This is a genomic window from Comamonas sp. CMM03 (genome assembly GCF_019218715.1).
GTDB lineage: Bacteria > Pseudomonadota > Gammaproteobacteria > Burkholderiales > Burkholderiaceae_C > Comamonas > Comamonas terrigena.
The window spans coordinates 1208432-1231224 of record NZ_JAHUXB010000001.1 but is presented as its reverse complement, the minus strand read 5'-3'; the positions used below and the strand labels follow the sequence as shown (position 1 = coordinate 1231224).

Here is a 22793-nt window from a genome sequence, read left to right as displayed (position 1 = left end):
TCCCACACCGCCAGATCGCCTTACCGCCATGGTTGAGCGCATCAAGGCGATTGCACGCCCTGATGGCGCACTGATGTGCAATAAGTGCGGCGGCCTGGACACGATGATCATCCGCAACGGCGATCGCATCGTTGGAGGCAGGATCAAGCCTGGCACCGTAACGGACCACGGTGTCTGCCCGCACTGCTGGAAGCGGGGTATCTATAGCAATATGATTCCCGATCGGCCCAAGGTCGTGAAAGAGCCCAAACCGAGGCGGATCAAGCCAAAGGTAGTGAAGTGAAGAGAACCCAATACGAACAGATCCACATAAGAACGGCCGTTTGCCCTTGAATAGCTGTACTTCTACAGCGGCAGGCGGTCGGTGGAGTCTGTATGTTTCCGAAAGACCAAAGCCGCGCTGAAAGGCGCAGTCATGTCGCGCGCTTGAAAGCTGCAAGAGCCTCATACTGGGGCAACCAAGATGAGGGGTTAGAGCCTCGTCGTCTTGGAGCTGTTGTGCAGCATCCCTGTATCTGCTCCTGCTGGATGTGCGGCAATCCTCGTAAATGGTTCGGAGAGCGAACCATCCAGGAGCGCCGCTTTATGCAAGACCAAAACTAACCCCTGAAGCCAGCCTGTACCGCTGGCTTTTCTTTTTCCGCCCGCCTGGAGCAATCCCGGCGGGCTTTTTCTTGCCCAGAAGCTGGATGGCTGAGGGCGCAAAGGGCTGGATGGCCCACTCCACTGAGGCCGGATGGCCATATCACCTATGAAACTGAAGCTTGATGATCAAGGCCATGCAGTCCTGCAAGACGGCAAGCCCGTGTATGTGAAAGACGACGGCACCGATGTGGTGTTCGATGCCCTGGGCACCACCCAGACCATCGCGCGACTGAATGCCGAGGCCAAGTCCCACCGTGAGCGGGCCGAAACTGCTGAGAAGTCCCTCAAGGGCTTTGAAGGCATTGCAGACCCGGCCAAGGCGCTGGAGGCGCTGCAACTGGTGGCCAACCTCGACGCCAAGAAGCTGGTGGATGCCGGCGAGATCGAGAAGGTCAAAACCGAGATCGGCAAGGCATTCCAGGCGCAGCTGGACACAGCGAATGGTCAGGCCGCCAAGCTGGAGCAGCAGCTGTACGCCGAGATGATCGGTGGCAGCTTCGCACGCTCCAAGTTCGCTCAGGAAAAGCTGGCGATTCCGCCCGACCTGGTGCAGGCCTATTTCGGCAAGGCCTTCAGCATCGAAGAGGGCAAGGTCGTGGCCAAGGACGCGAACGGCAACAAGCTGTACTCGGCATCCAACCCGGGCGAGCTGGCCGGCTTCGATGAGGCCTTGGGCATGTTGGTCAACCAGTACCCAGGCAAGGATCACATCCTCAAGGGCACAGGGGCCAGCGGCGGCGGTGCTTCAAGTTCCGGTGGTGGCGGTGGGAAACCTCAAGGCAATTTCGGCGGCAGCAAAGCCGAACGGGTTGCCGCAATCAAACAAATGACATCCAACGCCCAGTAATGGGCAGAAAGGCATAGCCATGTCCTTGTCCGATATGAAGGTCTTCAACCAGCACCTGAAGACCGCGACCATCGAAACCCTGGCGCAAGACGTCGCCAAGTTCAACGCCGCATCCGCTGGCGCCATCCGCCTGACGACCCAAGGCATTGACGGTGATTTCCTGCAGGAAAGCTTCTGGGCCGGCCTGCACGGTGCACAGCGCCGCGTCGGCCGTTACGGCTCCAACGAAGAGCAGGCAGCAACCCCGCTGGCCCAAAAGCAGCACGATGCGGTGAAGATCGCCGGCGGCTTTGGTCCCATCCTGTGGGAGCCGGCCCAGATGAGCTGGATCCAGAAGTCTCCGGAAGAGGCGCTGGAGGTCATCTCCCGCAACCTGTCCGAAGCCATTGTGGCTGACCAGCTGAACACGGCCATTCGCGCTTTGGTGGCGGCCCTGGGCAACCAGCCTGCTGCTTTGAACGATGTGTCGGCTACCGCCGGGATCTCGTATGCAGCCATCAACGCCGGCCACGCCAAGTTCGGTGATGCGTCGAACCGCCTGATCGCCCAGGTGATGACCGGCGAGGTCTTCCACAAGCTGATCGGCCAGAACCTGGCCAATGCCCAGCAGCTGTTCCAGGCCGGCAACGTGACCATCGTGGACATCCTGGGCAAGGCGGTCATCGTGACCGATGCGCCGGCGCTGTATGCCGCGGGAACACCCAACAAGCAACGGGTGCTGTCCTTGGCCAATGGTGCGGCCGTGGTGACCGATGGCTCGGACCTGATCACCAACATCGAGACCGCCAACGGCAAGGAGCGCATCGAGACCTCCTTCCAAGCCGATTACAGCTTTGGCCTGAGCATGCTGGGTTACACCTGGGACACGGCCAATGGCGGCAAGAGCCCAAGCGATGCGGCCCTGGGCACCGGTGCGAACTGGGACCTGGTTGCCAACAGCATCAAGGCAACGGCCGGCGTGCTGACGGTGGGCGACGCGGCCAAGTAATCACCAAAGGGGCTCCGGCCCCTTTCTCTTTGGAGATTTGCATGAGCAAAGACGAAAAGCCCATCCACTACGAGCCGCACCCGGTCAGCAAAGAACGCAAGGCCGAGCTGATCGCCCAGGGCGTGCGCATTGTGGATGCTGCCTATGCGCCTGCTGGTTGGCAGCAAAACGATCATGTCGATAGCCTGGAGGCAGGCACCGGCAAGGCCTCCGTTTCGGAGCTGCGCGAAGCCCTGGCCGCCGCCGGCGTGGATTTCGACGTCAAGGCCAAAAAGTCCGATCTGCAGATGCTGCATGCGGCATTCGAGCGCTCTGGTCTGACCGGTGCTGAGTGGAACAACCTGGCCGACGAAGACAAGGCCGCCCGCACCGAAGGCTAAGCCATGGCACTCATCGTCGCGCCTGAAGATGGCTTCAATTCGCTGGTGGGCCTGGAGGATGCGGCGCAATACATGGCGGACTTTGGGCACAACTGGCCGGCTACCGCTGTGCCGCAACCTCCCGAAGGTGATGGAACTGCAGAGCCCGATCCAGCTGAGGTGCGCAAGGCCGAGGTGGCGCTGCGCCGCGCTACGCAGTACGTCCTGAGCAACTACGCCATCGATCCACAGTATCTCGCCCCAGTGGCCCATAAGGTCAAGGACGCCTGCTGTGAGGCCGCCTGGCGCGCGGCAAAGGGCGAGCTGCTCAAGGACACTGATGGCCGCGTTGTGACTGAAAAGACCGTGGACGTGATCACCACCAAGTACGCAGAGGGCAACCAAGGCGGCCAGATGCGCTACCCGGTGATTGATGCCTTGCTCAAGGGCATGACCATAGGCAGCGGCCTGGGCCTGAAGTTGGTGCGAGGCTGATCATGGCCTTTGACTACAACGAAGCCGCCGCCGATGCGCTGGAGGCTTTGGAAGAAGCTGGCCAGCCGGTGGTGGTGCACAAGCCAGGCGCCGGCGGCGGCTACGTCCCTGGCGTGGGCGTGGTGCCGGTCGAGCCGGCGCGGAACTTCGACGGTACTGGAGCCCTGTTCGGCTACAAGGCCCTGAACATCGACGGTGTGAGCGTGCTGCAAGGCGACCAACGATTGCTGTTGGCCCCGCAGATCGCGAAGCCGCCCCAGGTGGGGTGGGCAGTGACGGCCTCTGGCACCATGTACAGCATCGTGCGAGTAGAGCGCGTGGCTCCAGCAGGTGTGACGGTGCTTTACAAGCTGCAAGTGCGGGGTGCGTGATGGGCTTTGCTGCAGATCTCAAACGCCTGTGCGATGCGGCGGGCGACAAGGCTGAGCACGTGGTGCGCAAGGCCGCTCTTGACTTGGGCGGGCAGATGATCGACCGCTCACCGGTGGACACCGGGCGCTTCAAATCCAACTGGATGACGGGGATCGGTGTCATGGATACCAGCACCACAAGCACCTACGACGCCAATGGAGAGCAGGCGCGCAGGAAGCTGGTTGCAGAGGTCGCTGGCTGGAAGCCGGGCCAAACCATCTGGATCGTCAACAGCTTGCCATATGCCTATCGCCTTGAGCATGGGTGGTCGCAGCAGGCGCCGGCCGGCATGGTGCGCCTGGCCGTGCAGAACTATGCCGAAGCCGTGGCCAAGGCTGCCCGGGAGCTGAAATGAACTCCAACATCATCGACGCTGCCCTGGAGCAGCATTTGCTGGCCCTGCCGGATCCACCGCCCATTGCCTGGGAGGACGTGGCCTATACGCCCGTCACTGGCCAGGCGTACCTGCAAGTCAATCAGCTGCGCAACAAACCCATCGAGCACGGCTTGGCGCTGGATGTTCGTGAGGACCGCGGCATTTTGCAGGTGACGGTTGTTCATCCGGCAGGGCAGGGGAAGGTCGGGGCCATCGACCTGGCGCAGAGGGTTGCCGAGCACTTCAAGGCCGGCCTGGTGCTGGAGCTTGGGGCGCATTACCTGTTCCTGGACGCACATCCGGCCATTGCCTCTGGCTACCCTGATGGTGGCTGGTACCGCGTGCCGGTGTCTATCGCCTGGCAAACGTTGCCGCACTGAACCTCTCCGGCCTCTATTGCAGCGCCACCTTCGGGTGGCTCTGTATTTCCACTTTGCGTCCGCCTGGGCGCCTCTATGCCCACTTTGGGCGCAACTTCAACCCGCTTCGGCGGGTTTTTCGTTTCTGAAAGGGCCTGAAATGGCACGCACTCCCAATGGCACCGTTCACTCGGTAGCCACTGTCCTCGCCGCAGCGAAGACCATCACCGCCATCACCAATGCTACCGAGGCATCGTGCTCCAGCACGGCCCATGGCTACAGCGTGGGCGACATCCTGCTGATCTACAGCGGCTGGGGCCGGCTGAACTTTCGCGCTGCCCGCGTGAAGTCGGTGACCACCGATGCCTATGTGCTGGAAGGCATCGACACCAGCAACACCGAGCTGTTCACCCCAGGAGGTGGTGCCGGCTCTGCCCGCAAGGTCAGCACCTGGGTGGATCTGGATCGCACCATGAACCACAGCTCCAGTGGCGGCGATGCCAAGACCGTGAACGTCAAGTTCATCGAGTCTGATGTGGAAATCGTCCTGAACGATGGCTTCAACGCGGTGCAACGTACCTTCGACATGGACGCGGACATGATCGGCACGCCCGCGTACACGGCGCTGAAGATGCTGTCGGACACCAACGCCGACACCGTGGTGCGCCGCCGCGCCAAGACCGGCGCTACCTCGTTGATCCCCGCCAAGGTCTCCTTCAATGAAGAAGAAACCCTGACCGAAGGCCAGGCCGTGACCGTGAAGGGCACGTTCAACGCCCAGAACGTTTCCACGCGCTACGCCGGCTGATCCCTGCCTGCATTGCGCGGGCCTCCTCCTTAGCCCTAAGGGCACCCCCGCACCGACTTGGCCCTGTTCGCTCTTCGCTAGAGCGGCAGGGCCAGGCACGGGCATTCCTTCCTCTAGCGAAAGACACACATGAGCAAGACCGATCAAAAGTCCATCCCCGCAGTGAGCCTTAAGAGCCTGGGCGGCGCAGCGCCCGAGTTCTCCATGCCGGTGCAGATCAACCGCCGCGATGGCGCCTTGGTGGCCATCGCCTTCACCATCAAAGGGCTGCGCAAGTCCGAGTGGGCGGCACACCGCGACGCCTATCTAAAGTCCATCCGTGCCGAAGCCAAGCCTGAAGACTCGGAATTCAGCTTCGCAGGCCTGGTCAGCAGTGGCGTGAATGAAGCCGCGGACCTGATCCTGAAGGCTGCAACAGGCTGGGATCTGGAAGATGCGATGGACGCGAAAAACATCGTCGAGCTGGAAGACATCCTACCGGGCACTATCTCTGCCACGCTGAACAAGATCGACGGGGCTCTGTTCCAAGGCCGCCTGGGAAACTGAAGGCCATCGCTCGCGCCCTGTTTGAGCCGCCGGTTACGGAGTCTGAGGCGCGAAGCGAGGGGTTCGAGCTGGAGGACTACGAGACGGAGATCGTGGAGCTCTGGCCAGACAACACCCAGGTCTACGAGCTGTTCCGGCGCGTCGGCACGCGCTGGAGGCAGCCACCCATGGGTGGCGTACCCATTGGACTGCAGTGGGAGGCCATCTACCCGCTGATGGACCGGCTTGGCCTGGAAGATGAAGCCTGGAACGACCTGCACGAGTCGCTGATGTCGTTGGAGAGCTTTGCGCTGGAGGTGATGCGGGAGTTTGCGCCGAAATCTGAGTAGAAGACGATCTATCAGCGCGTTGGAGCAGCTCGAAGTGACTGGCTGTTCGGGTGGCATGAAGCCAAGAATTGACGCGGAGTTTTGAGCAGAATTTCTAGTCTAAGTATATTTTCTTGCGCAGCATTCTAGAGATGCGCACTAAAGGATGGCGCTCGCTCCTTGACGTTGCAGGAAAGATGTTTTGCTTGGCAGTAGGGTTCTCAACTAATCTTGATCTTCATCATTTCCCTTACTATCGATATGGAAGCTGTTTTCCATACCAGGATGTGATCAAGGGAGGTGATGATCTTGGGACTCTTAAATATAAAAATTGGAAAACGCTTGGCGTTTTCTTTCGGGGTGGTATTGGCAATTACTGCCGTTATATCTGCCATAGGCGTTTGGCGTTTGCAAGAGCTGGAAAAAGTAACTCAGCAGCTGACGCAAATAGATAATGAAAGAGTCAAAGCTACATCGGACTGGCGTCAAACAGTTGAATTAAATTGGGTGCGTACTCGGGCAGCAGTCACGACCACTGACAGGCGCCACTTTGATGCTCTGCTTGCAGAGATGGACAAGACGTCTCAAACAACGAATGCTGCACGGACCGTTGTGGAGCGATTGATTCGCACAGATGCTGGCCGCGAATTGGTTGCAGCGATCGATAAAGCCCGCGAAGCTTATCGTGGCCCTAGAAGCGATCTTCTGAAACGCAAGGCGAACGGGGAAGATGTAACTGACGATCTTGAGAAAGTGATTGCGCCTCTTGCCGAGGCATATAACAAGTCACTACAAGAGTTTGAAGCACGTCAGCAGATGCTGTATGAGCGAACTAGAGATGAAGCAACCGCACAAGCCAAACAAGGCCGGATCATCATCATCGTTTGTACTGTGATTGCATTAGTGATTGGCGTTGTGGCAGCAAGACTGTTAAGCCTCTCTGTGACGCGTCCTCTGCAGGTTGCAGTCCGAAGTGCAGAAAATATTGCGAATGGAGATTTGACACAGCCCATTCATTTTGAAGGCCGTGACGAGACTGCTGAACTGCTTAAAGCTCTGCAGAATATGCAAGCTAAATTGGCTGATGTGGTGGCAGGCGTGCGCTCTAATGCCGAAAGTGTTGCCACTGCGAGTGCACAAATTGCGCAAGGAAATAGCGACCTGTCTACCCGCACTGAAAGCCAAGCGAGTGCGCTGGAAGAGACCGCAGCTTCGATGGAGGAGCTTGGTTCGACCGTGCGTCAGAATGCCGACAACGCACTCCAAGCCAATCAACTGGCTCTAAAAGCTTCCACGGTAGCTGCCCAGGGCGGAGAGGTTGTCGCCCAGGTCGTGGATACGATGAGAGGTATCAATGACAGCAGCCAGAAAATTTCCGACATCATTGGAGTGATCGACAGCATTGCCTTCCAGACCAACATCTTGGCACTAAACGCCGCGGTGGAAGCGGCCCGTGCGGGTGAGCAGGGCCGTGGATTTGCGGTGGTGGCTTCCGAGGTGCGTTCGCTGGCCAGCCGCAGTGCGGAAGCGGCCAAGGAAATCAAACAGTTGATATCCGCCAGTGTTGACCAGGTGGCGAAGGGCTCCCAGTTGGTTGATCAAGCGGGCAGCACGATGACGGAGGTGGTCAGTGCTATTCGGCGGGTCACTGACATCATGGGTGAGATCAGCGCCGCAAGTAATGAGCAGAGCCAAGGCGTAGCTCAGGTTGGTGAAGCCGTTATGCAGATGGATCACACGACCCAGCAAAATGCCGCTTTGGTCGAGGAGAGCGCCGCCGCTGCTGGAAGCTTGAACTCTCAAGCTAGCCAGTTGGTGGGTGCGGTTTCCGTGTTCCGCCTGCCTGGTGGCCAGGCGCTGCAGCTGCTAAGTTCTGACCGTCAAGGTTAAGGAATAAAAAGCCCCTTTCGAGGGGCTTTTTCATTCATGCAATCTTATTGATTTCCCCAAATATTTCAGATGAGCGATTTTCTAGTTTGAAGAAATCGAACTCGTGAGCGTGAAATAGTCGATCGGTCCTCCGGGGCTGTGCGGAACTATCAGTGTACATATATATATGAAGGCGTCCTTCCGGCTGTTGTTGTGCGTGAATGCGTAGTTCCGCTAGCGTCATTAACCAAATTTTTTCTGTCGACAAATCTACCAGCGCTATGTAGTGTGCTGGCGAGTCGTTCGGGATCCACCAATCAAGAGCAAGCTTCCCCTTCCCCCCGCCAGGCTTCGACTTCAGGTTGGTCTTTACTTGAATAGTAATGGGGTGGGGAATGCGAGGGGAGTATGTCACTAAATCAATCCCAGTGTCTGTACTCATAGGCGCTGATTCAATGCCGCGTAAAAGCAAGTGATACTGCACAAGTAATTCCCCGCACTTGCCAATTTGTGCTTTAGCTAAAGACATAGATACTTGGATTGATGTGGGCTAAGAAGATATACAGGGCGAGAGACGCTGAGCTTCGACCGGGCAGTCCTACTGTTCCCGGGCGGCATCGTTGACCTACCAGAGGCAGATGTCGTTATCGTTATCTGGATTGAGAAGAGGTCAAGCTGGTGTCACCATGTGCACGCATCACGAAATGGTTTTGGGTTGTTTCTTGTGCTTATTGTGGGCGTATGCCCGGAGGTGGTTCCTCGCCGTGATTTCTGGCCGAAGGCCTCCCAACCACGTTTCTCTGGGGCCTTCTGGCAGATAGATGATGATGTTGTCGTCATCGACAAAGTCCCACTCTGCCTCGTAATTTGTGCCTTCGTAAAGGTAGCTAATCAGGTTCATAGTCACTCTTTTGCCTGTGGCTTTGTCAAGAAGTTGCTGCCGGTTGTGATAAGTGAACCTTAGCGATATGTTTCGTTAGATTCTTGAAGCGTACTAACACTCCGCAATGAGGGCAGGGGTGCATGTCGTCGTGGTCTTGCTGACGCAACGTTGGTCGCACGGCTTTGGCCGTGCCATTGAAAGACGTCCAGGTTGACGATTTCTTCATCGGCTCGTCATAGCCAGAATGCTGCTGGTCAGTCCGCGCGATGCCGTCCCAGGTGCACCAAGTCTGATCAATCGTATTGAAGTCAAGAATCGAGAGGGAGAACTTGCCGCGTCCTGTCTTGCGGATTCTCACGATTTCAGCCATGACGATCTCATTAGCTTTGAAATAGAAAGAGCACTCGCGGTCGGTAACGAACCCTGAAATTCGGTAGATCTCTTGAACTGGGGAGATCTCATGAATTGATGCACGCGTGAGCGGTTGCCACTCATTGAGGTGCCAAGACTTATGTGAGTCTGTTTTGCGCGAGGCAGCTGCGTTATCGGTGCAAGGGTGCTTAGGCCATGGCGGCCCGAGATCGTCGAAGAAAACGCGGCCCCCATAGGGTGACTGGTAGAAGTACACCGTATCGCCACAGACGGGGCATTTCGCTGCAGGTCTTGTGAAGCCCCCTGCCAAAGGTTGAGAGGTTCCATGCTGGAAGCCCAACTGGCGTGGCCTAGGCGTATTGTCCAAACGCCTTTGCATCGGATCAAACGATCCATAGCCACTCCAGCCCCCGCGAAATGCACAGCTACAGCCAGGAGGGTGGTTGTATCCGTTGCAACTCATGTAGATGGCGTTTGCAGCAAAAGGTGGGCGAGCAATGTCAGTTCTGACTTGACTGCTAACTAGATCTAGACGACTTCGAGATTTTTTTTAAAACCAGTGTCGGCATTGAGGGTGGATGAAGGAAGTTCTCAAGTTCCTCGATGAGGATCAAGCCGCTCTCCGCAGTTAGTAATGCGCTGGCATCAACCTCACGCTGCACATTTGTTAGCAAGTCTTTTGCATCTTTGATATCGGTTTTGCAGCGAGCTGCTAGCTCTAGAAGTCGCGCCTTGTGATCTGGCTTCAACTGCTCTTCTAAAGCGGGCGATTGCAAAAGCAAGGTGAGTGCTTCACTTAGGCTGTTCAAGTTAAGTTTCAAGACGCCTTTCTCTAGCGCAGCTTGACCCAGAGCATCTTCAAGAGTTTCAAGTATTCGGGGAACACTCTCTCTAGCAACTGATGAGGCGTTGAAGCTCCCCTCCAGCCGCGCCACGATTTCAGCGTTCATGGAGCGGCCTGACTGCTTGGATGCAGCTTCGATCTGGTCTTTGAGATCGGCCGGCAGCCTGATCTTCATTTGTGGGTCTTCACGGCTCATTGGCCGATGATAAACCACAGTGATCCACGTGGGTATTGCGCTGATGGATCACCGTGGTGCATACTGTATTCAGTGGATCACGGTGGTTCATTGAAAGGGAAGCATGCAAGGTAACAAATCACGAGCACCGTCCCCGGTGCGCATCCCCGAAGAGCTCAAGCAATGGTTAAAGCACAAGGCGGTCGACAACTTCCGTTCTCTGAACGGGGAGATCGTTGCCCGCCTAGAGCGAAGCCGCAAGGAGGATGAGGCCCAACATGCAAGCGTGGCCTGAAAAGAGTGAAGCCCTGACGGCGGCAACCGGCAGGGCTTCGAGTGAAGTAACCCAAGCTATCAAACAAGGATCCAACGTGATCAATTCTAAAGCACTGACCATCGGAACAACAAGTGTCCGCCAAGTGGGTGAGCTGTACTCGTTGAACGACTTGCATCATGCGAGCGGTGGAGCGGACAAGCATGCACCCCATCAGTTCACGCGGCTGGAGCAGACACTAGCCCTGATTGCCGAGATTAAATCCGCAGATCAGCGGAATTGCATCGAGACACGCCGTGGAAAGCGCGGCGGCACCTACGTCTGTAAGGAGCTCGTCATCGCTTACGCAGCCTGGATCAGCGCTGCATTCCACCTCAAGGTGATCCGCGTGTTCTTGGCGGCGGCCACGCCATTTAGCGTCCACGCCGACCAGACCCTGAGCCAAGAGCAAGCCGACACCTTGCGCAACATGCTGACCGGCAGCGTCAAGAAGTTGCCCCAGGCCAAGCAGGCTGGTGCGATGGTGAAGGGCTGGAGCAAGCTGAAGTCCCACTTCAAGACTGACTACCGCCACATCCCGGCGGTGGAGTTCCACGAGGCCGTGAACATCCTGGCGCGGCACATTGCCGAATGGGAGGTGGTGGACGACGCGCCGCAGCCGGTCACGGACAACGAGAAGATCAAGCATGCCTATGCCCTGGCATCCGAGGTGGCAAAGCAGGCTGCGATCACGGTGTTCAATGCAGTGGTGGATGACCAGGATGTGCACAAGCACGACCGCTGGATGTTCCACATGGACTGGCATGCACGCGATGGTGCGCCGGCGGCGTGGGCGAAGCCGGTGGAGGGGAGTGCGATGGTTGTTTCCATGGCCGACTTGCCCCGCAGACTGCTGGAGCCAAACGGCATGCTGCCGACGAACAAGGAGCTGGCCGACCTGGCCACGGCGTGCAACCAGCGCCTGGCGCAGCGCTTGCAGCATGAGGCTTCTACCGCATCGAGGCTTGCAGCATGAGCGCCGTCATCTACTCCTTCGCCGCGGCGAAGCGGGCTCAGGCCCGGAAGCGACGGCAGCCCAGTGCTGCGGAGGTAAGGCGCTGGCAGAGAGCAAATAAGAGCAGGGCTTGATCTTGTAACATCCCCTTCGAGTTTTATTTGGAGGGATGATGGAGTACTTGATAGTCTGGATTGCGTTGTGCTGCGCTGTTGGATATTGGGCGCACACAAAAGGCCGATTTGCTTTTGGCTGGGGGATGGTTTCGTTAATGTTATCCCCGCTAGTTGGAGGTCTGATTGTGGCTCTCTTGCCAAAAGCTGGAAAGGCTGCGTTGCCTAGAGACGAGTCGGGCCAGCCCATTACCTCGGAGACGCATGTGCGCTGCCCGGAGTGCCGTGAGGTTGTGCGGCGCGACGCGCGCAAATGCAAACACTGCGGATCAGCATTGAACCCCCAGTAAAAGACTCTCGCGACTAAGCCACCCATGGGTGGCTTTTTCATGCCCGCACGGTTCGTCCTGCGGGCATTTTTATTGGCTCGCTTCGGCGGGCCTTTTCCATTTTTGAGGCGCGCATGACAAATGAAGTGACAAGCATCGGCGTCGGCATGGAGACCGATGGCATTGAGCGCGGCATTAAGTCCCTCAAGACTCTGGCAGAGCAAGGGCCGAAGGTCGAGCAGGCAATGGCCGGCGTGGAGCGAGTGGTCAAAACCGCCGGCAAGACCTTGGAAGGCCTGCGGCAGTCAGCTCCGGACCTCAGCGGCGTAGCAGCTGGTGCGGCCAAGGCAGGGGCCGCCCTTGGCGGGCTGGGCAATGCCGCACGCAGCACCATCAAGAACTCGGAGGATCTGCGCCGCGCTCTTGATTCGCTGGGCGCGACGGAAGAGCAATACATCCGCAAGCTGATGGAGGAGGCCAAGACCATTGGCATGGGCCGCGGCGACCGCGAGGCTTATCTAGCGCAGTCGCGTGGGATGAGCGCGTCTGCCCAGGAGGTTGCGCGCGCTATCGGGAACAAGATCCAAGCTCTCAAGGCAGAGCAGGCGGCTACCGTTGGCGCAGTCAAAGGCGCGAAGGAGATGGCGTCTGCCAACGAGGTCCTGGCCGCGAACATGAAGTTGGCTGTTCGGGGCGTTCAAGCTTTGCTTGGTCTGCAGGTGGTTTCGTGGGCCAAGGAATCGGCAGTGGCCTTGTTCTCGGCCAGCGCTGCCGCCGAGCGTCTGCGCACTGGACTGGACTTCTCTTCTGCGCGTGGCAGCGCTGACGAGATTGCCTACTTGCGCAAGACAACGCATGCCCTGGGGCTGCAGTTCCAGAGCACGGCCCTGGCTTATATGCAGTTTCAAGCGGCTGCCAAGGGGACCTCGCTCGAGGGAGAGAAGGCGAGGGCCGTATTTGAGTCCGTTGCCAAAGCATCGACGGTTATGGGCCTGTCTGCCGAGCAATCGAGCGGGGTCCTGTTGGCCTTGCAGCAGATGGTGTCCAAAGGCACGGTGCAAGCTGAGGAGTTGCGTGGTCAGCTGGGCGAGCGACTGCCTGGCTCGCTCCAGATCGCTGCGCGGGCCATGGGCGTTACCACCGCCGAGCTCGGCAAGATGCTGGAGCAAGGGCAGCTCCTGGCAGATGACTTCCTGCCCAAGTTTGCCAAGGAGCTGGAGAGCAGCCTGGGAGGCGCCGCAGAGAAGGCTGCCCACCGGCTTGATGCGGCGACCAACCGGTTCATCGATGCGTGGGACCGTCTGAAGCAGAACGTTGGCGACAGCGGAGTAAGCAAGGCCGCTGCAGAGGGCATGAGTGAGTCTGCCGAGTCGCTGAATGCGATTTCCTTGGCGATGGAGCAAGCACGCATTCAAGGCGCTGGCTTCTGGGGGCAGATGGGCGCCGCCATTGGCGTGATGCACGATCTCACGAGCGTCACGGAGCGTGCCAAGGTCAACATGTATGACAACGCCGTTGCCACAGCGGAGGCCCAGAAGGAGCTTGAGCGCCTGCAGCGCATTGCAGCCATTCAAGGCACCAGCGCCTGGTTGCTCAAAGAAATCGGCAACGTCCAGCGGTACATAGGCGAGCTGCAGCAGGCCAGGCGAGAGAAAGAAGCCTTGCAAGGTGGCGCGCTTGTTGGCGCCTATACCGAAGGCATGGGCAACAGCAAGACCATTGTCCAGCAGCGCGCGAAGTTTGAAGCGTCTGAGCAGTTCTTGCTGTCCAAGTCGGCTGAGACCAGTGGGGTCACGAAGAAATTCATCGATGACCTGGCAGGCTACGCCGCGGCGCTTGATTCGGGAGCCATGTCTGCAACCGCATATGCAGCAGCCATCACCGACCTGAACAAGAAGCGCTACGAGTCCTCTGAAGCAGGCAAGGCTGAAGCCAAGGCGCTCAAAGCCGGCGCGGGTGAGGCAAAGGCTGCGGAAAACAGCTACCAAGGCCTGCTCAAGGCTGTGAATGAGCACATGGCTGCCGTCAAACTGCAGATGGACGGATCTGCCAAGCTGACCGAGAGCCAGAAGCTGCAGATCAAGTACGACGAGCTGCTGGCGCGCGGAAAGCAGGGCGCCAGTGCGGCGACCATCGCGCTGGTCCAGGCGCAGATCGCTGCGCTGGCCGTGCTGGAGAAAGAGCAGAAGGCCATCAAGCTGAACGTGGCCGGCTACCAGGAATACCTGGCATTGCAAGACGAGCTGGCAGACGATTACGTGAAGCAGGCCAAGGCGAAGGAGAACCTTCGTCTGGCGAGCGACCGGGCCGACCTGGAATTGCAAGATCAGATTGCCCGTATAGAGCTGGAAGCCCAGATGCTGGGCCGCACTGCCGAAGCGCGCCAGATTGCCGTAGCCCAGCTTGATGCAGAGATTGAGCGCCGCAAAGAGCTGGAGGCGCTGGCCAAGAATCTGGACCTTGACGAGTCGGTTCGTGAGGAAGAGCGCATCCGCATCAACGAGCGCTACGCCAAGAAGGTGGCGCTGGCTCAGCGCAAGGCGTATGTCTCGGAATGGGACAAAACATCCCAGCTCGTCGGCGACACCTTGTCCGACTACATCATGTCCGGTGGTAAGGATGCGGCCACGTACTTGAAGCGCCTGTTCAGCACGCTGGTGCTGCAGCCGATTGTGAAAGCCGGGGTCTCCAACGTGATGGGGGCGATTGGCCTGGGCGGAAGTGCTTCAGGAGCAAATGTCTCGGATCTGTCTACGGCCGCAAGCATGGTGCAGAACGGTCATTCGCTCTACAGCGCGCTGACTGGGTCCATGACCTATGGCCTGGGCACTTCGCTTGCCAGCGTAGGGACCATGATCGGCTCCAGCGCGGCCACTTCGTTTGGCGCGGGCATGGCTGCATCTGGCTTTACCGCCAATGCGTTCAGCACAGGAGCGGGGGTGATTGCGGCGGGGAACACTGGTGCTGGCCTGGGGATGATGGCGGGTGCGGCGATGCCATGGGTGGCGGGGGCACTTGCCATCTACAGCATTGCCAAGGCGCTGGACAACGGCGGTACGCCGCACGTGGGTGCCGGTGCTATCTATGACGATGGGGTGGTGACGGGCGACCGCAGCACGGTCAACGTCAACCAGGCTAAAAACTGGTCCGGCACCACGCAGACGGGGATCTCTTCGCTGGCATCGACGCTGGGCGGGATGTTTGACAGCCTGTCCGAGGCATTCGGGAAAGACACGGGATGGCGTGTCGAGACCGGTTTCTCTGGTGATGGTGACGACAAGTCGCGTGGCTTGCTGAGCATTTCCGATGCAAATGGCATCGCGATTGCAGGCTGGGGCGGCAAGTCGGGGCGCTACTCTTCAAACGTCGAGAAAGCCTGGGGCCAGTATCTGGAGGAAGTCTCGGGCAGCACGCTGGTGGCTCTGCGCAATATCGCGCCCGCCTGGGGCGATGCCATCATCGATGGGGCGACCGCCGAGTTAGACAAGCTGTCCGGTACCGACAAGTTCGAAGCCATTGCTCAACTGGCGCAGCAGATCGCCAATACCAAGGCGCAGCTGCTGGGCCTGGGCGATGCCATGGCCATGTTCAAGGACATGACCGATGCGGTGGAAGGCACGCTGCTGTCGGTGTCCGGGGGGATTGATGCTTTGGTGGCTAATGCCGGCCAGTTCTACGACCTCTATTACTCGGATGCTGAAAAGCAGGCGAGGACGATGGCACAGCTGCAGGAGGTGTTCACCAAATACGACGCGGAAGTGCCGGCCACTCGCGAGGAGTACCGTGCGCTCGTTGAGGCACAGATGGCCGCCGGGGAGAGTAGTGCAGAGTTTGCGGCCGTGCTGCTGGGGCTGTCTTCGCAGTTCGCTGCGATATCGGACACCTGGGCGAAAGAGCTCTCGGACATGTCGAGTTCCGTATCGGACTTCTTCTCGGACCTGCATGAGTCGCTTGCTTCTGCCCAGGCGGATGTGGCTGGTTCGCGCAAGGACATTCTTCGCGGCACTGGCGTGATGTCTGCTGATGAAATCGCTGCTGCGATTGCAGGTATCAACACCGTGGGCCCCAGCCAGGCGGAGATTGGTGCGGCTGATGTTGCTGCATCGGCCGCCGCAGCGGCTGCATCCCAGGCGCAGTCTGTGCGTGATGCCTATGCTGCGGCTGCCGGCCAGCAGCAGTCCACCTTGAGTGGTTTGCAGACCCAGCGCAGTGACGCGCAGGCACAGATCGACGCTGCCAAGAAAAATGCCGACAGCACTCAAGCGTGGGCGATGGACCAGTGGCTGAACCGTAGGGGAAGCCACAGTTATCGCAAGTACACAGTCACACAGATTCGTGACGATGCCCAGGCGGCATACGAGCGCACGCTGCAGCAAATGACCGGAGTGATATCCGGCCTGGATGCCGCGATTGCCCAGCAACAGGGTGTGTATGACAGCGCGGCAGCTTCCGCCAAGGCCTATGCGGACCAGTTGGCAGCGGCCCAGGCAGTGCTGGCGGCCACCCAGCAGGCCCAAGTGCAGGCACAGGTGGACTATGCGGCTGCAATGAGCGACTGGGTTGTGGAGGCAGGCAGTAGCGTTACCAAACTCAGTGAGCTGCGCGGCGAGGTTGTGGACTTCTACGAGGCCCAGGCTGCGGCCGTGCAGGCCATGTTGCAAAGCGCGGGGAACCTGCGCTCCGTCGTGGATCAAGTCCGCCTCGGGCAGCTGGATACAGCGCAGACGGCGACGGAGCTCGGAAACCGGTATGCGGTTGATTACGCCATGGCCTTAGCCACAACCGGCTCCACAAGAGCCGGGTACATGGACTCCATGGCGGGGAACCTGCAGAGCTTGTCTGAAGCACTCAAAGCCGAAGCGGTCACCGGTGCGGAATGGCGCATACAGACAGCAAAGCTGCTGGCGCAGGCCAGCAATGCGGCGGGGCTCCTGGAAGGCGATGCAGGGGCCGACGACTACCAAGATGTTGCCCTGGGGTTGCTGGACAGCATCGACACCGCACTGGAAAGCCTGAGCGCAGCCACCATTTCTGCCGAGCAGGTGATTGCGGATGCGATCAACGCCGGCACCGCGGCGCAGCTTGATGGACTGCGTGCCATCGTGGCAGCGCTGAAGGGCGACCCGATTCCTGCATTCGCCGCAGGCGGCTATCACGCCGGTGGTCTGCGGTGGGTGGGTGAGAACGGGCCCGAGCTGGAGGCCACGGGGCCAAGCCGCATCTGGAACCAGAGCCAACTGGCCGGCGCGCTGGGTGGAGGCGGGGGCAGTGAAGTGCTGGTAGCCGAGATCCGCGCACTGCGTGAAGAGCAGCGCGCCCAGGCAGCGACGATCGTGCGGCTGCAGCAGGACAACAACCGCTTGCTGATGCGCTGGGAAACCCAGGGTCTTCCAACAGAAAGGAATGAGGTATGAGCCTGGTGGTTGTGAAACCGCAGGTCGTCACCTCGGCGATGCTGGATTCCAGTATCCCGGAGGACGACTACGCAGCTTGGGAGGCGGGGACGGTATACGCAGCTGGAGACAGGGTTGTCTACGTCCACAAGGTGTGGGAATCCGTGCAGGCCGCGAACACCGGTAAGCCGCCACCGACTGACGCGACCTGGTGGGTGGAGATCGGGCCAACGAATCGCTGGAAAGCGTTTGACCTGTCCCATTCCACCAAGACGCGCTTTTCCGCAGCGGCCTGGTTTGAGATCACCCCAGGGCGGGCAGTCAATTCCGTGGCCCTGCTGGAGTTTGATGGGCTGCGTTCGGTGCGCGTGCGCGCAATCGACCCTGCATACGGGGTGGTCTACGACAAGACCACCCTGTTGTGGAGCACACCTGGAGCCTCTGGCTGGTACCCGTGGACCTTCGGTGAGCGGCGGGAGCGGCGCAACTTCCATGCGCTGGATCTACCGAGTTACCGCGGTGCCACCATTCGCATCGACCTGGAGGCCGCGAACGATGCCGGCATCGGTGTGATTCTGGTCGGCCAGCAGCAAAGCATCGGAATGGGTGTCATGTCCGGCGTGCGCATGGGGATGCTGGACTACTCGCGCAAGGTGGTGGACCAGTGGGGCGATGTCGAGCTGCAAAAGCGTGCATTCGCCCGGACTCGGTCGATCCAAGTCCTGGTCGACAACACGCAGCTCGACAACGTCGATCGCGTTCTGTCTGCCCTGCGGGCGACGCCACTTCTTTGGCTGGTGTCTGAGCGTTATGAGCAGACGAACGTGTACGGCTGGTACACCGATTACGACATAGGGATTCAGTACTCCCAATACAGCGAACTATCGCTGAATCTGGAGGGACTCACAGAGTCCTGACCCAACTTCCCCACCACAACCCGCTCCGGCGGGTTTTCTTTTTTTCTGAGGATGAATATGGTCACTCAAATTGACCCGATCAGCACGCCACCGACTCCGGCGGATACACCGGAAGATTTTGAGCAGAAGGCCTCTCAAGTCTGGGCAGATTTGTACGTGGCTGTGCCCAAAATGAATCTGCAGGCGCAGGAAGTTGAGGCACTCAGCCAAGCGACCGCATCTTCTCAGTCCGCTGCAAAGACGAGCGAGTCAAACGCTGCAGCGAGCAAAACTGCCGCGGCGAATTCGGCCACAGCCGCAAAGACCAGTGAGACAAACGCTGCATCGAGCAAGACCGCTGCAGCAAATTCCGCCACGGCAGCGGCGTCTTCTCAGACTGCAGCCAAGACCAGCGAGACGAACGCCAAGTCGAGTGAGACGGCGGCAGGTGCTGCACAGACTGCTGCGGCGAGTTCGGCAACGGCTGCTGCAGCCTCTCAGACCGCTGCCAAGACCAGCGAGACGAATGCTGCGTCGAGCAAGACCGCTGCAGCAAATTCGGCCACGGCAGCGGCCAGCTCTCAAACCGCCGCAAAGACCAGTGAGACGAATTCCAAGGCAAGCGAGACGGCTTCAGCAAACTCGGCTACTGCAGCGGCTTCAGCTGCAACACGTGCAGAGGATGCCGCCTCGGCAAACGTGAATAGCGTGCAGCGGACCGCTGCGGATGGCGCTGCTGTCTTTCCAGAAGGGGGAAACAGCCGCCGCCCAGGGGTGGATGCCACAACGGGTGGAATGCCTGCATCGGGTCTAGTCGCGCGCGGCAATACCCAAACCGCAGGCGACTACATAGCCGAGTACTGGGACCGGGCGGTGTCGGCATGGCGTACGTTCGCATCGCGCGAATGGGTGAACACGCTTGTCAATGCCGCAGTGGGTTCTGTCTATGTCTACCCCAATGGCGGCACCCAGGCCGCGCCGGCGAATGTGGCGCTCTACAGCCGCTACGTGAACGGAAACCCTTTCCCTGGGAAAGCTGTTCACTGCCGAGTGCAAGTGCGGGTCAATGGTGTCTGGGGTGAGCCGGGTGGATACATCTATGGCAACGGCGGTGGCGTAGATGCGGGCTATGGAATTTTGACGCGCCAATACGGTGACGAAATCATCACTCAGACAGGCAACGCTGCTTTGATGGCCGCTTCCCATCTTGACGGCAACCCGTTCGGCCTCACGACCAACATCGGCTCCTTGCCTTGCCGAATTCTTGTCACTCAAGCTAGGGGGTAATCATGGAAGAGGAAGAGCCTGTTTTTGTTTTCGCAATGCTGGGCGACAGCTTTCAGCAAGTGGGCGGCAAGTGCCCTGGTGGCTGGATCGTCATGGCGGGGCCGCGTCCTGGCGTTGGGTTTGTCGCACAGGCTGATGGGACTTGGGCAGAGCCTCCGTCCTTGGTGCCGGCATCCTGCACGCGTCGCCAGGGCCTGCTGGCGCTGCTGGCTTTCGGGTTCAAGCGCGCCGATATCGAGGCCCAGATTGCAGCCATCAACGATGAAACTGAGCGCGAAGAGGCGCAGATCGAGTACGAGGCCAATGTCTGGGATCGCGCCAATCCGCGCTTGCAACAGATGTGGGCTGCGCTCGGCGGTGCCCCGGCTCAGCTCGATGACCTGTACCGCCTCGCTGTGACGCTGTAAACGGTCAGGAACCACACCACCCGCCTCGGCGGGTTTTTTTACGCCCGGGGAGGGGTGATGGACGACTTCGGAAACGAACTGCCGGCACTGACGGCCCAGCAGGTGAACGAGCGTTTTGACAAGGGGAGCGAGCGCATGGCCGCAATTGAACGGGAACTGGGCAAGACACGCCAGGAGCTGGGAGAGCTCAAGCAGCAGCTGGCTGATCTGCTGGAATTCTTCACTGCAATGAAGGGCGCTTTCAAGGTGCTGAACTGGCTGGGCAAGCTGGCTCGGCCCACGGCCGCCATCGTGGCGTTGGGGGTCGCACTGACCGCGGCATGGAATGCGGCCCGGGGGATCTACCCGAAATGAACTACAAGCAGAAATTGATCGCCGCCATCGGGGCGGCCGCCGCGGCGGCCGTGGTGCCGTTCGTGGCCACGCATGAGGGCACCGTGCACCGCACGTACCGCGACCCCATCGGCATCGTGACGGCGTGCACCGGGCACACCGGACTCGAGCTGCGTATGGGGCAGACCTTCACGCGCGAGCAGTGCGAAGCCATGCTGTACCAGGACCTGGCCCAGCATGCCGATGCCCTGGGCTGTATCCGCCAGCCGCTGACCGATGGCCAGCGCGCAGCCTTCCTGTCGTTCGCCTTCAACGTGGGGGAGGGGGCTTTCTGCGGTTCCACCCTGGTGCGCAAGGCAAATGCCGGGGATATGGGGGGCGCCTGTGCGGAGCTGAGCCGCTGGACCTATGCCGGCGGCAAGCAGCTGCCCGGCCTGGTGCGCCGCCGGGCGGCCGAGCGCCAGCTGTGCGAAGGGGGCATTGCATGACGGGCCGCGTCAAAACCATCGTGGCCGCCCTGGTGCTGGCCGGAGCCTTTGCTGCCGGCTGGACCGCCCAGGGCTGGCGGGCAGATGCCGCAGCGGCCCGGGTGCAGGCAGAGCAATCGGGCAAGGCCGTGACGCAGGCACAGCAATCGCAGGCGGCCACGGAAAACAAAGCGGGCGCGCTGCTGCAGCATGCCCACGATCAACAGGACAACACCCATGACTACACGCAAAAACTGGCGCAGCTGGAGGCTGGCCGCGCTGCTGACACTGCCCGCATTGCAAGCCTGCAGCGCGCCGTCAGCGCTGCCGCCACCCGCGGCGCACAGCTTGCCGGTGACGCCGCTGCCTGCCGAGATCTCGCAGATCGACACCAGCAGCTCGCTGCCCTGGCTGGAGAGGGCGGAGCAGTGGTTGCAGGCCTTGCAGGCCTGGTCCGGCAGCGAGACGCTCAAGTAGAGCTGCTGCAGGGCCAGGTGGTGGAGGACAGGCTGCTAATTGATGAGTTGAAATAACAAAGCCCTCATGTGGAGGGCTTGACTTGTTGAGAGTTTTCTCAAGGGGAAGGTGAGAAGTGCGGAGTCTTCTGGACTATTACGGGGTGTCCATGGAACTCACGAGGCAAGTCATCCGGTACGCGCGCATTTGAATTCACCCAGACACGCAAAACGAACCCTGTTTTGGGCTCTGGCTCGGCAAAGATAGACACCGCACCAATAGGGGCGTTGATCTTTGCGAGCAGCAACTTTGCAATGTCTGTAGGAGTCATACGTCTAGCAATTATGGCCCGACACAAGTTCAACGTTAAACCTAGTCAGGATTGAGCGCAAGGGCAGGATCAATGAGCGCTTGCCGCCAGCTGCGCTGCTATCTGTCGAGCCTGCGAACACGATTCCTACTGCATGTCGCTTACCGTTGGCATCAACGTGAGTCACAAGGCTGCCAGAGTCGCCGCCGTCAGAAAACACATCGCCAATCCCATACGCAACGAACACATTCTCAAAATAGGCTGGACCTGAAAATCCATATTGCTGTGCTACATAGTTGACGGGTATTACACCGACAATTTCACCCATGATTGTTCCGTGTGTGTGGCCGGTCGTTCGACCAACCTTTTCAACTTTCATTCCGGTGGTGAGGTTTGCAACAGACGTTGGAGTGTCGTATGAGCCCCTTTGCATGGAGCTTATTAGCTGAGGCGCCGTGATTCGTATCAATGCTGCGTCACTATTTTGAGTGTGGTCAACTCCACTCGGATCGCCAAACAGCATTGGCAAATTTGTATGGTGAACACCGATAGTGAATGGATACGGATTGCCAGGGGTCACATCCAAGATGCCTGGAGCCATGACCGGCAATCCAATTGGTGCGTAGCTACAAGCTCCAGAAACGTGGTTATTCGACAACCCAAAAAGATCTCCGTTCGCATCTTTCACAAGACAACCGAGAGTCCCGGCCTCTCGATTGTTCCCTACAGACACAGAACTGCCGCATGTGTAGTGGTTCCCTGCCTTGGATGCATGTAGAGCGCAAGTGTTAGTTTGTGCAGCTACCGCAGCTGGAGAGACACTTTCAGTGTTGCCCTGGTGATAGCTAATCGTATGACCATTACAGAGCAGAGGGAGTGACTTTAGCTCCTTCACTGTTGGCGCCGCTTTGCGGAAAAAGATTGAGACTTTCTTTGCATCTTCGTCGATGCATAAGAACCTGATCTGTCGGTTCCGAAGTGTATTGATTGCCGAGGCATCAATACTTTGTCCAAAATTTGGCTCTGGATGGGAATCTTTGGGAAAGTAGGCATCCTCGGCAAGAAGGCCTTTATCGCGCGCCCAAGAGAGTATTTGAAGCGCCGTTTCTCGTGCTGAGAACTGTGGAATTACTGGCAAAGCTACTGGCTGTTGCAATACCGGTGGGGTTAGAGTGTGGATGGCTGCCGTCATGATTGAGAATGTTTGTTTCCATGATGTTACAACATCAATCTCTTTTCATCTATTGCA

General features: G+C 59.1%; 27 protein-coding genes. 22 read left to right on the top strand and 5 right to left on the bottom strand.

What is annotated here, in order from left to right; all coding sequences use genetic code 11:
• Positions 1 to 28: 28 nt before the first annotated feature.
• The 12 genes from KW830_RS05550 (at position 29) to KW830_RS05495 (ending at position 8032) form a co-directional block, all read left to right on the top strand.
• Positions 29 to 283: a hypothetical protein gene (locus tag KW830_RS05550; RefSeq protein WP_255578097.1), complete on the top strand. Its 255-nt coding sequence runs from the start codon at positions 29 to 31 to the stop codon at positions 281 to 283.
• A 468-nt stretch (positions 284 to 751) separates the two neighbouring features.
• A complete protein-coding gene (locus KW830_RS05545) occupies positions 752 to 1492 on the top strand; it encodes a DUF6651 domain-containing protein (protein WP_218332405.1) in 741 nt (246 codons plus the stop codon).
• Between the two features lie 19 nt (positions 1493 to 1511).
• Positions 1512 to 2480, top strand: a complete 969-nt coding sequence (locus KW830_RS05540; RefSeq protein ID WP_218332404.1) for a major capsid protein — start codon at positions 1512 to 1514, stop codon at positions 2478 to 2480.
• A 41-nt stretch (positions 2481 to 2521) separates the two neighbouring features.
• Positions 2522 to 2860: a hypothetical protein gene (locus tag KW830_RS05535; protein WP_218332403.1), complete on the top strand. Its 339-nt coding sequence runs from the start codon at positions 2522 to 2524 to the stop codon at positions 2858 to 2860.
• 3 nt (positions 2861 to 2863) lie between these two features.
• Entirely contained in the window at positions 2864 to 3334 is a 471-nt protein-coding gene (locus KW830_RS05530) for a DnaT-like ssDNA-binding protein (RefSeq protein ID WP_218332402.1), read from the top strand.
• A gap of 2 nt (positions 3335 to 3336) precedes the next feature.
• On the top strand, positions 3337 to 3705 hold the full coding sequence (locus tag KW830_RS05525) for a hypothetical protein (RefSeq protein ID WP_218332401.1): 369 nt from the start codon (positions 3337 to 3339) through the stop codon (positions 3703 to 3705).
• Complete coding sequence (locus KW830_RS05520) at positions 3705 to 4100, top strand: HK97 gp10 family phage protein (protein WP_218332400.1); 396 nt, start codon at positions 3705 to 3707, stop codon at positions 4098 to 4100. The genes KW830_RS05525 and KW830_RS05520 overlap by 1 nt, the downstream gene beginning before the upstream one ends.
• On the top strand, positions 4097 to 4501 hold the full coding sequence (locus KW830_RS05515) for a DUF4128 domain-containing protein (RefSeq protein WP_218332399.1): 405 nt from the start codon (positions 4097 to 4099) through the stop codon (positions 4499 to 4501). The genes KW830_RS05520 and KW830_RS05515 overlap by 4 nt, the downstream gene beginning before the upstream one ends.
• 139 nt (positions 4502 to 4640) lie before the next feature.
• Positions 4641 to 5288, top strand: coding sequence for a phage tail protein (locus tag KW830_RS05510; protein ID WP_218332398.1), 648 nt, complete (start codon positions 4641 to 4643; stop codon positions 5286 to 5288).
• A 129-nt stretch (positions 5289 to 5417) separates the two neighbouring features.
• The gene (locus tag KW830_RS05505) at positions 5418 to 5834 is read left to right on the top strand and encodes a phage tail assembly chaperone (protein WP_218332397.1); all 417 of its coding nucleotides are present in this window, start codon (positions 5418 to 5420) and stop codon (positions 5832 to 5834) included.
• A gap of 17 nt (positions 5835 to 5851) precedes the next feature.
• Positions 5852 to 6163 carry a DUF1799 domain-containing protein gene (locus KW830_RS05500; protein ID WP_218332639.1) on the top strand — a complete coding sequence of 104 codons (312 nt, stop codon included), beginning with the start codon at positions 5852 to 5854 and terminating at the stop codon, positions 6161 to 6163.
• 288 nt (positions 6164 to 6451) lie between these two features.
• The gene (locus KW830_RS05495; RefSeq protein WP_255578176.1) at positions 6452 to 8032 is read left to right on the top strand and encodes a methyl-accepting chemotaxis protein; all 1581 of its coding nucleotides are present in this window, start codon (positions 6452 to 6454) and stop codon (positions 8030 to 8032) included.
• 34 nt (positions 8033 to 8066) lie between these two features.
• Here KW830_RS05495 and KW830_RS05490 read toward each other — a convergent pair whose 3' ends face one another.
• From KW830_RS05490 to KW830_RS05475, 4 genes are all read right to left on the bottom strand, one after another.
• On the bottom strand, positions 8067 to 8540 hold the full coding sequence (locus tag KW830_RS05490) for a hypothetical protein (RefSeq protein ID WP_218332395.1): 474 nt from the start codon (positions 8538 to 8540) through the stop codon (positions 8067 to 8069).
• Positions 8541 to 8708: 168 nt separating this feature from the next.
• Positions 8709 to 8912, bottom strand: a complete 204-nt coding sequence (locus KW830_RS05485; RefSeq protein ID WP_218332394.1) for a hypothetical protein — start codon at positions 8910 to 8912, stop codon at positions 8709 to 8711.
• 25 nt (positions 8913 to 8937) lie between these two features.
• On the bottom strand, positions 8938 to 9264 hold the full coding sequence (locus KW830_RS05480; RefSeq protein ID WP_218332393.1) for a hypothetical protein: 327 nt from the start codon (positions 9262 to 9264) through the stop codon (positions 8938 to 8940).
• A 520-nt stretch (positions 9265 to 9784) separates the two neighbouring features.
• Positions 9785 to 10306 (bottom strand): Arc family DNA-binding protein, encoded by a 522-nt coding sequence (locus KW830_RS05475; RefSeq protein ID WP_218332392.1) that lies wholly within the window; start codon positions 10304 to 10306, stop codon positions 9785 to 9787.
• 103 nt (positions 10307 to 10409) lie between these two features.
• Between KW830_RS05475 and KW830_RS05470 the strand changes: the two genes are divergently transcribed.
• The 10 genes from KW830_RS05470 (at position 10410) to KW830_RS05425 (ending at position 21311) form a co-directional block, all read left to right on the top strand.
• A complete protein-coding gene (locus KW830_RS05470) occupies positions 10410 to 10580 on the top strand; it encodes an Arc family DNA-binding protein (protein ID WP_218332391.1) in 171 nt (56 codons plus the stop codon).
• 76 nt (positions 10581 to 10656) lie between these two features.
• The gene (locus tag KW830_RS05465) at positions 10657 to 11574 is read left to right on the top strand and encodes a KilA-N domain-containing protein (protein ID WP_218332390.1); all 918 of its coding nucleotides are present in this window, start codon (positions 10657 to 10659) and stop codon (positions 11572 to 11574) included.
• Between the two features lie 148 nt (positions 11575 to 11722).
• The gene (locus KW830_RS21525) at positions 11723 to 12016 is read left to right on the top strand and encodes a zinc ribbon domain-containing protein (RefSeq protein WP_370626091.1); all 294 of its coding nucleotides are present in this window, start codon (positions 11723 to 11725) and stop codon (positions 12014 to 12016) included.
• Between the two features lie 113 nt (positions 12017 to 12129).
• Positions 12130 to 17409, top strand: a complete 5280-nt coding sequence (locus KW830_RS05455) for a tape measure protein (RefSeq protein WP_218332388.1) — start codon at positions 12130 to 12132, stop codon at positions 17407 to 17409.
• Positions 17406 to 18305 (top strand): carbohydrate-binding protein, encoded by a 900-nt coding sequence (locus KW830_RS05450; RefSeq protein ID WP_218332387.1) that lies wholly within the window; start codon positions 17406 to 17408, stop codon positions 18303 to 18305. Before KW830_RS05455 ends, KW830_RS05450 begins: the two co-directional genes overlap by 4 nt.
• 57 nt (positions 18306 to 18362) lie before the next feature.
• On the top strand, positions 18363 to 19571 hold the full coding sequence (locus KW830_RS05445; protein WP_218332386.1) for a hypothetical protein: 1209 nt from the start codon (positions 18363 to 18365) through the stop codon (positions 19569 to 19571).
• A gap of 2 nt (positions 19572 to 19573) precedes the next feature.
• Complete coding sequence (locus KW830_RS05440) at positions 19574 to 19978, top strand: hypothetical protein (RefSeq protein ID WP_218332385.1); 405 nt, start codon at positions 19574 to 19576, stop codon at positions 19976 to 19978.
• Positions 19979 to 20035: 57 nt separating this feature from the next.
• Complete coding sequence (locus KW830_RS05435) at positions 20036 to 20332, top strand: hypothetical protein (RefSeq protein WP_218332384.1); 297 nt, start codon at positions 20036 to 20038, stop codon at positions 20330 to 20332.
• On the top strand, positions 20329 to 20799 hold the full coding sequence (locus tag KW830_RS05430) for a lysozyme (RefSeq protein WP_218332383.1): 471 nt from the start codon (positions 20329 to 20331) through the stop codon (positions 20797 to 20799). Before KW830_RS05435 ends, KW830_RS05430 begins: the two co-directional genes overlap by 4 nt.
• 20 nt (positions 20800 to 20819) lie before the next feature.
• Positions 20820 to 21311 (top strand): hypothetical protein, encoded by a 492-nt coding sequence (locus KW830_RS05425; protein ID WP_370626090.1) that lies wholly within the window; start codon positions 20820 to 20822, stop codon positions 21309 to 21311.
• Positions 21312 to 21569: 258 nt separating this feature from the next.
• Here the strand turns inward: KW830_RS05425 and KW830_RS05420 are convergent, their stop codons facing one another.
• Positions 21570 to 22736, bottom strand: a complete 1167-nt coding sequence (locus tag KW830_RS05420) for a S1 family peptidase (protein ID WP_218332381.1) — start codon at positions 22734 to 22736, stop codon at positions 21570 to 21572.
• Positions 22737 to 22793: the final 57 nt, after the last annotated feature.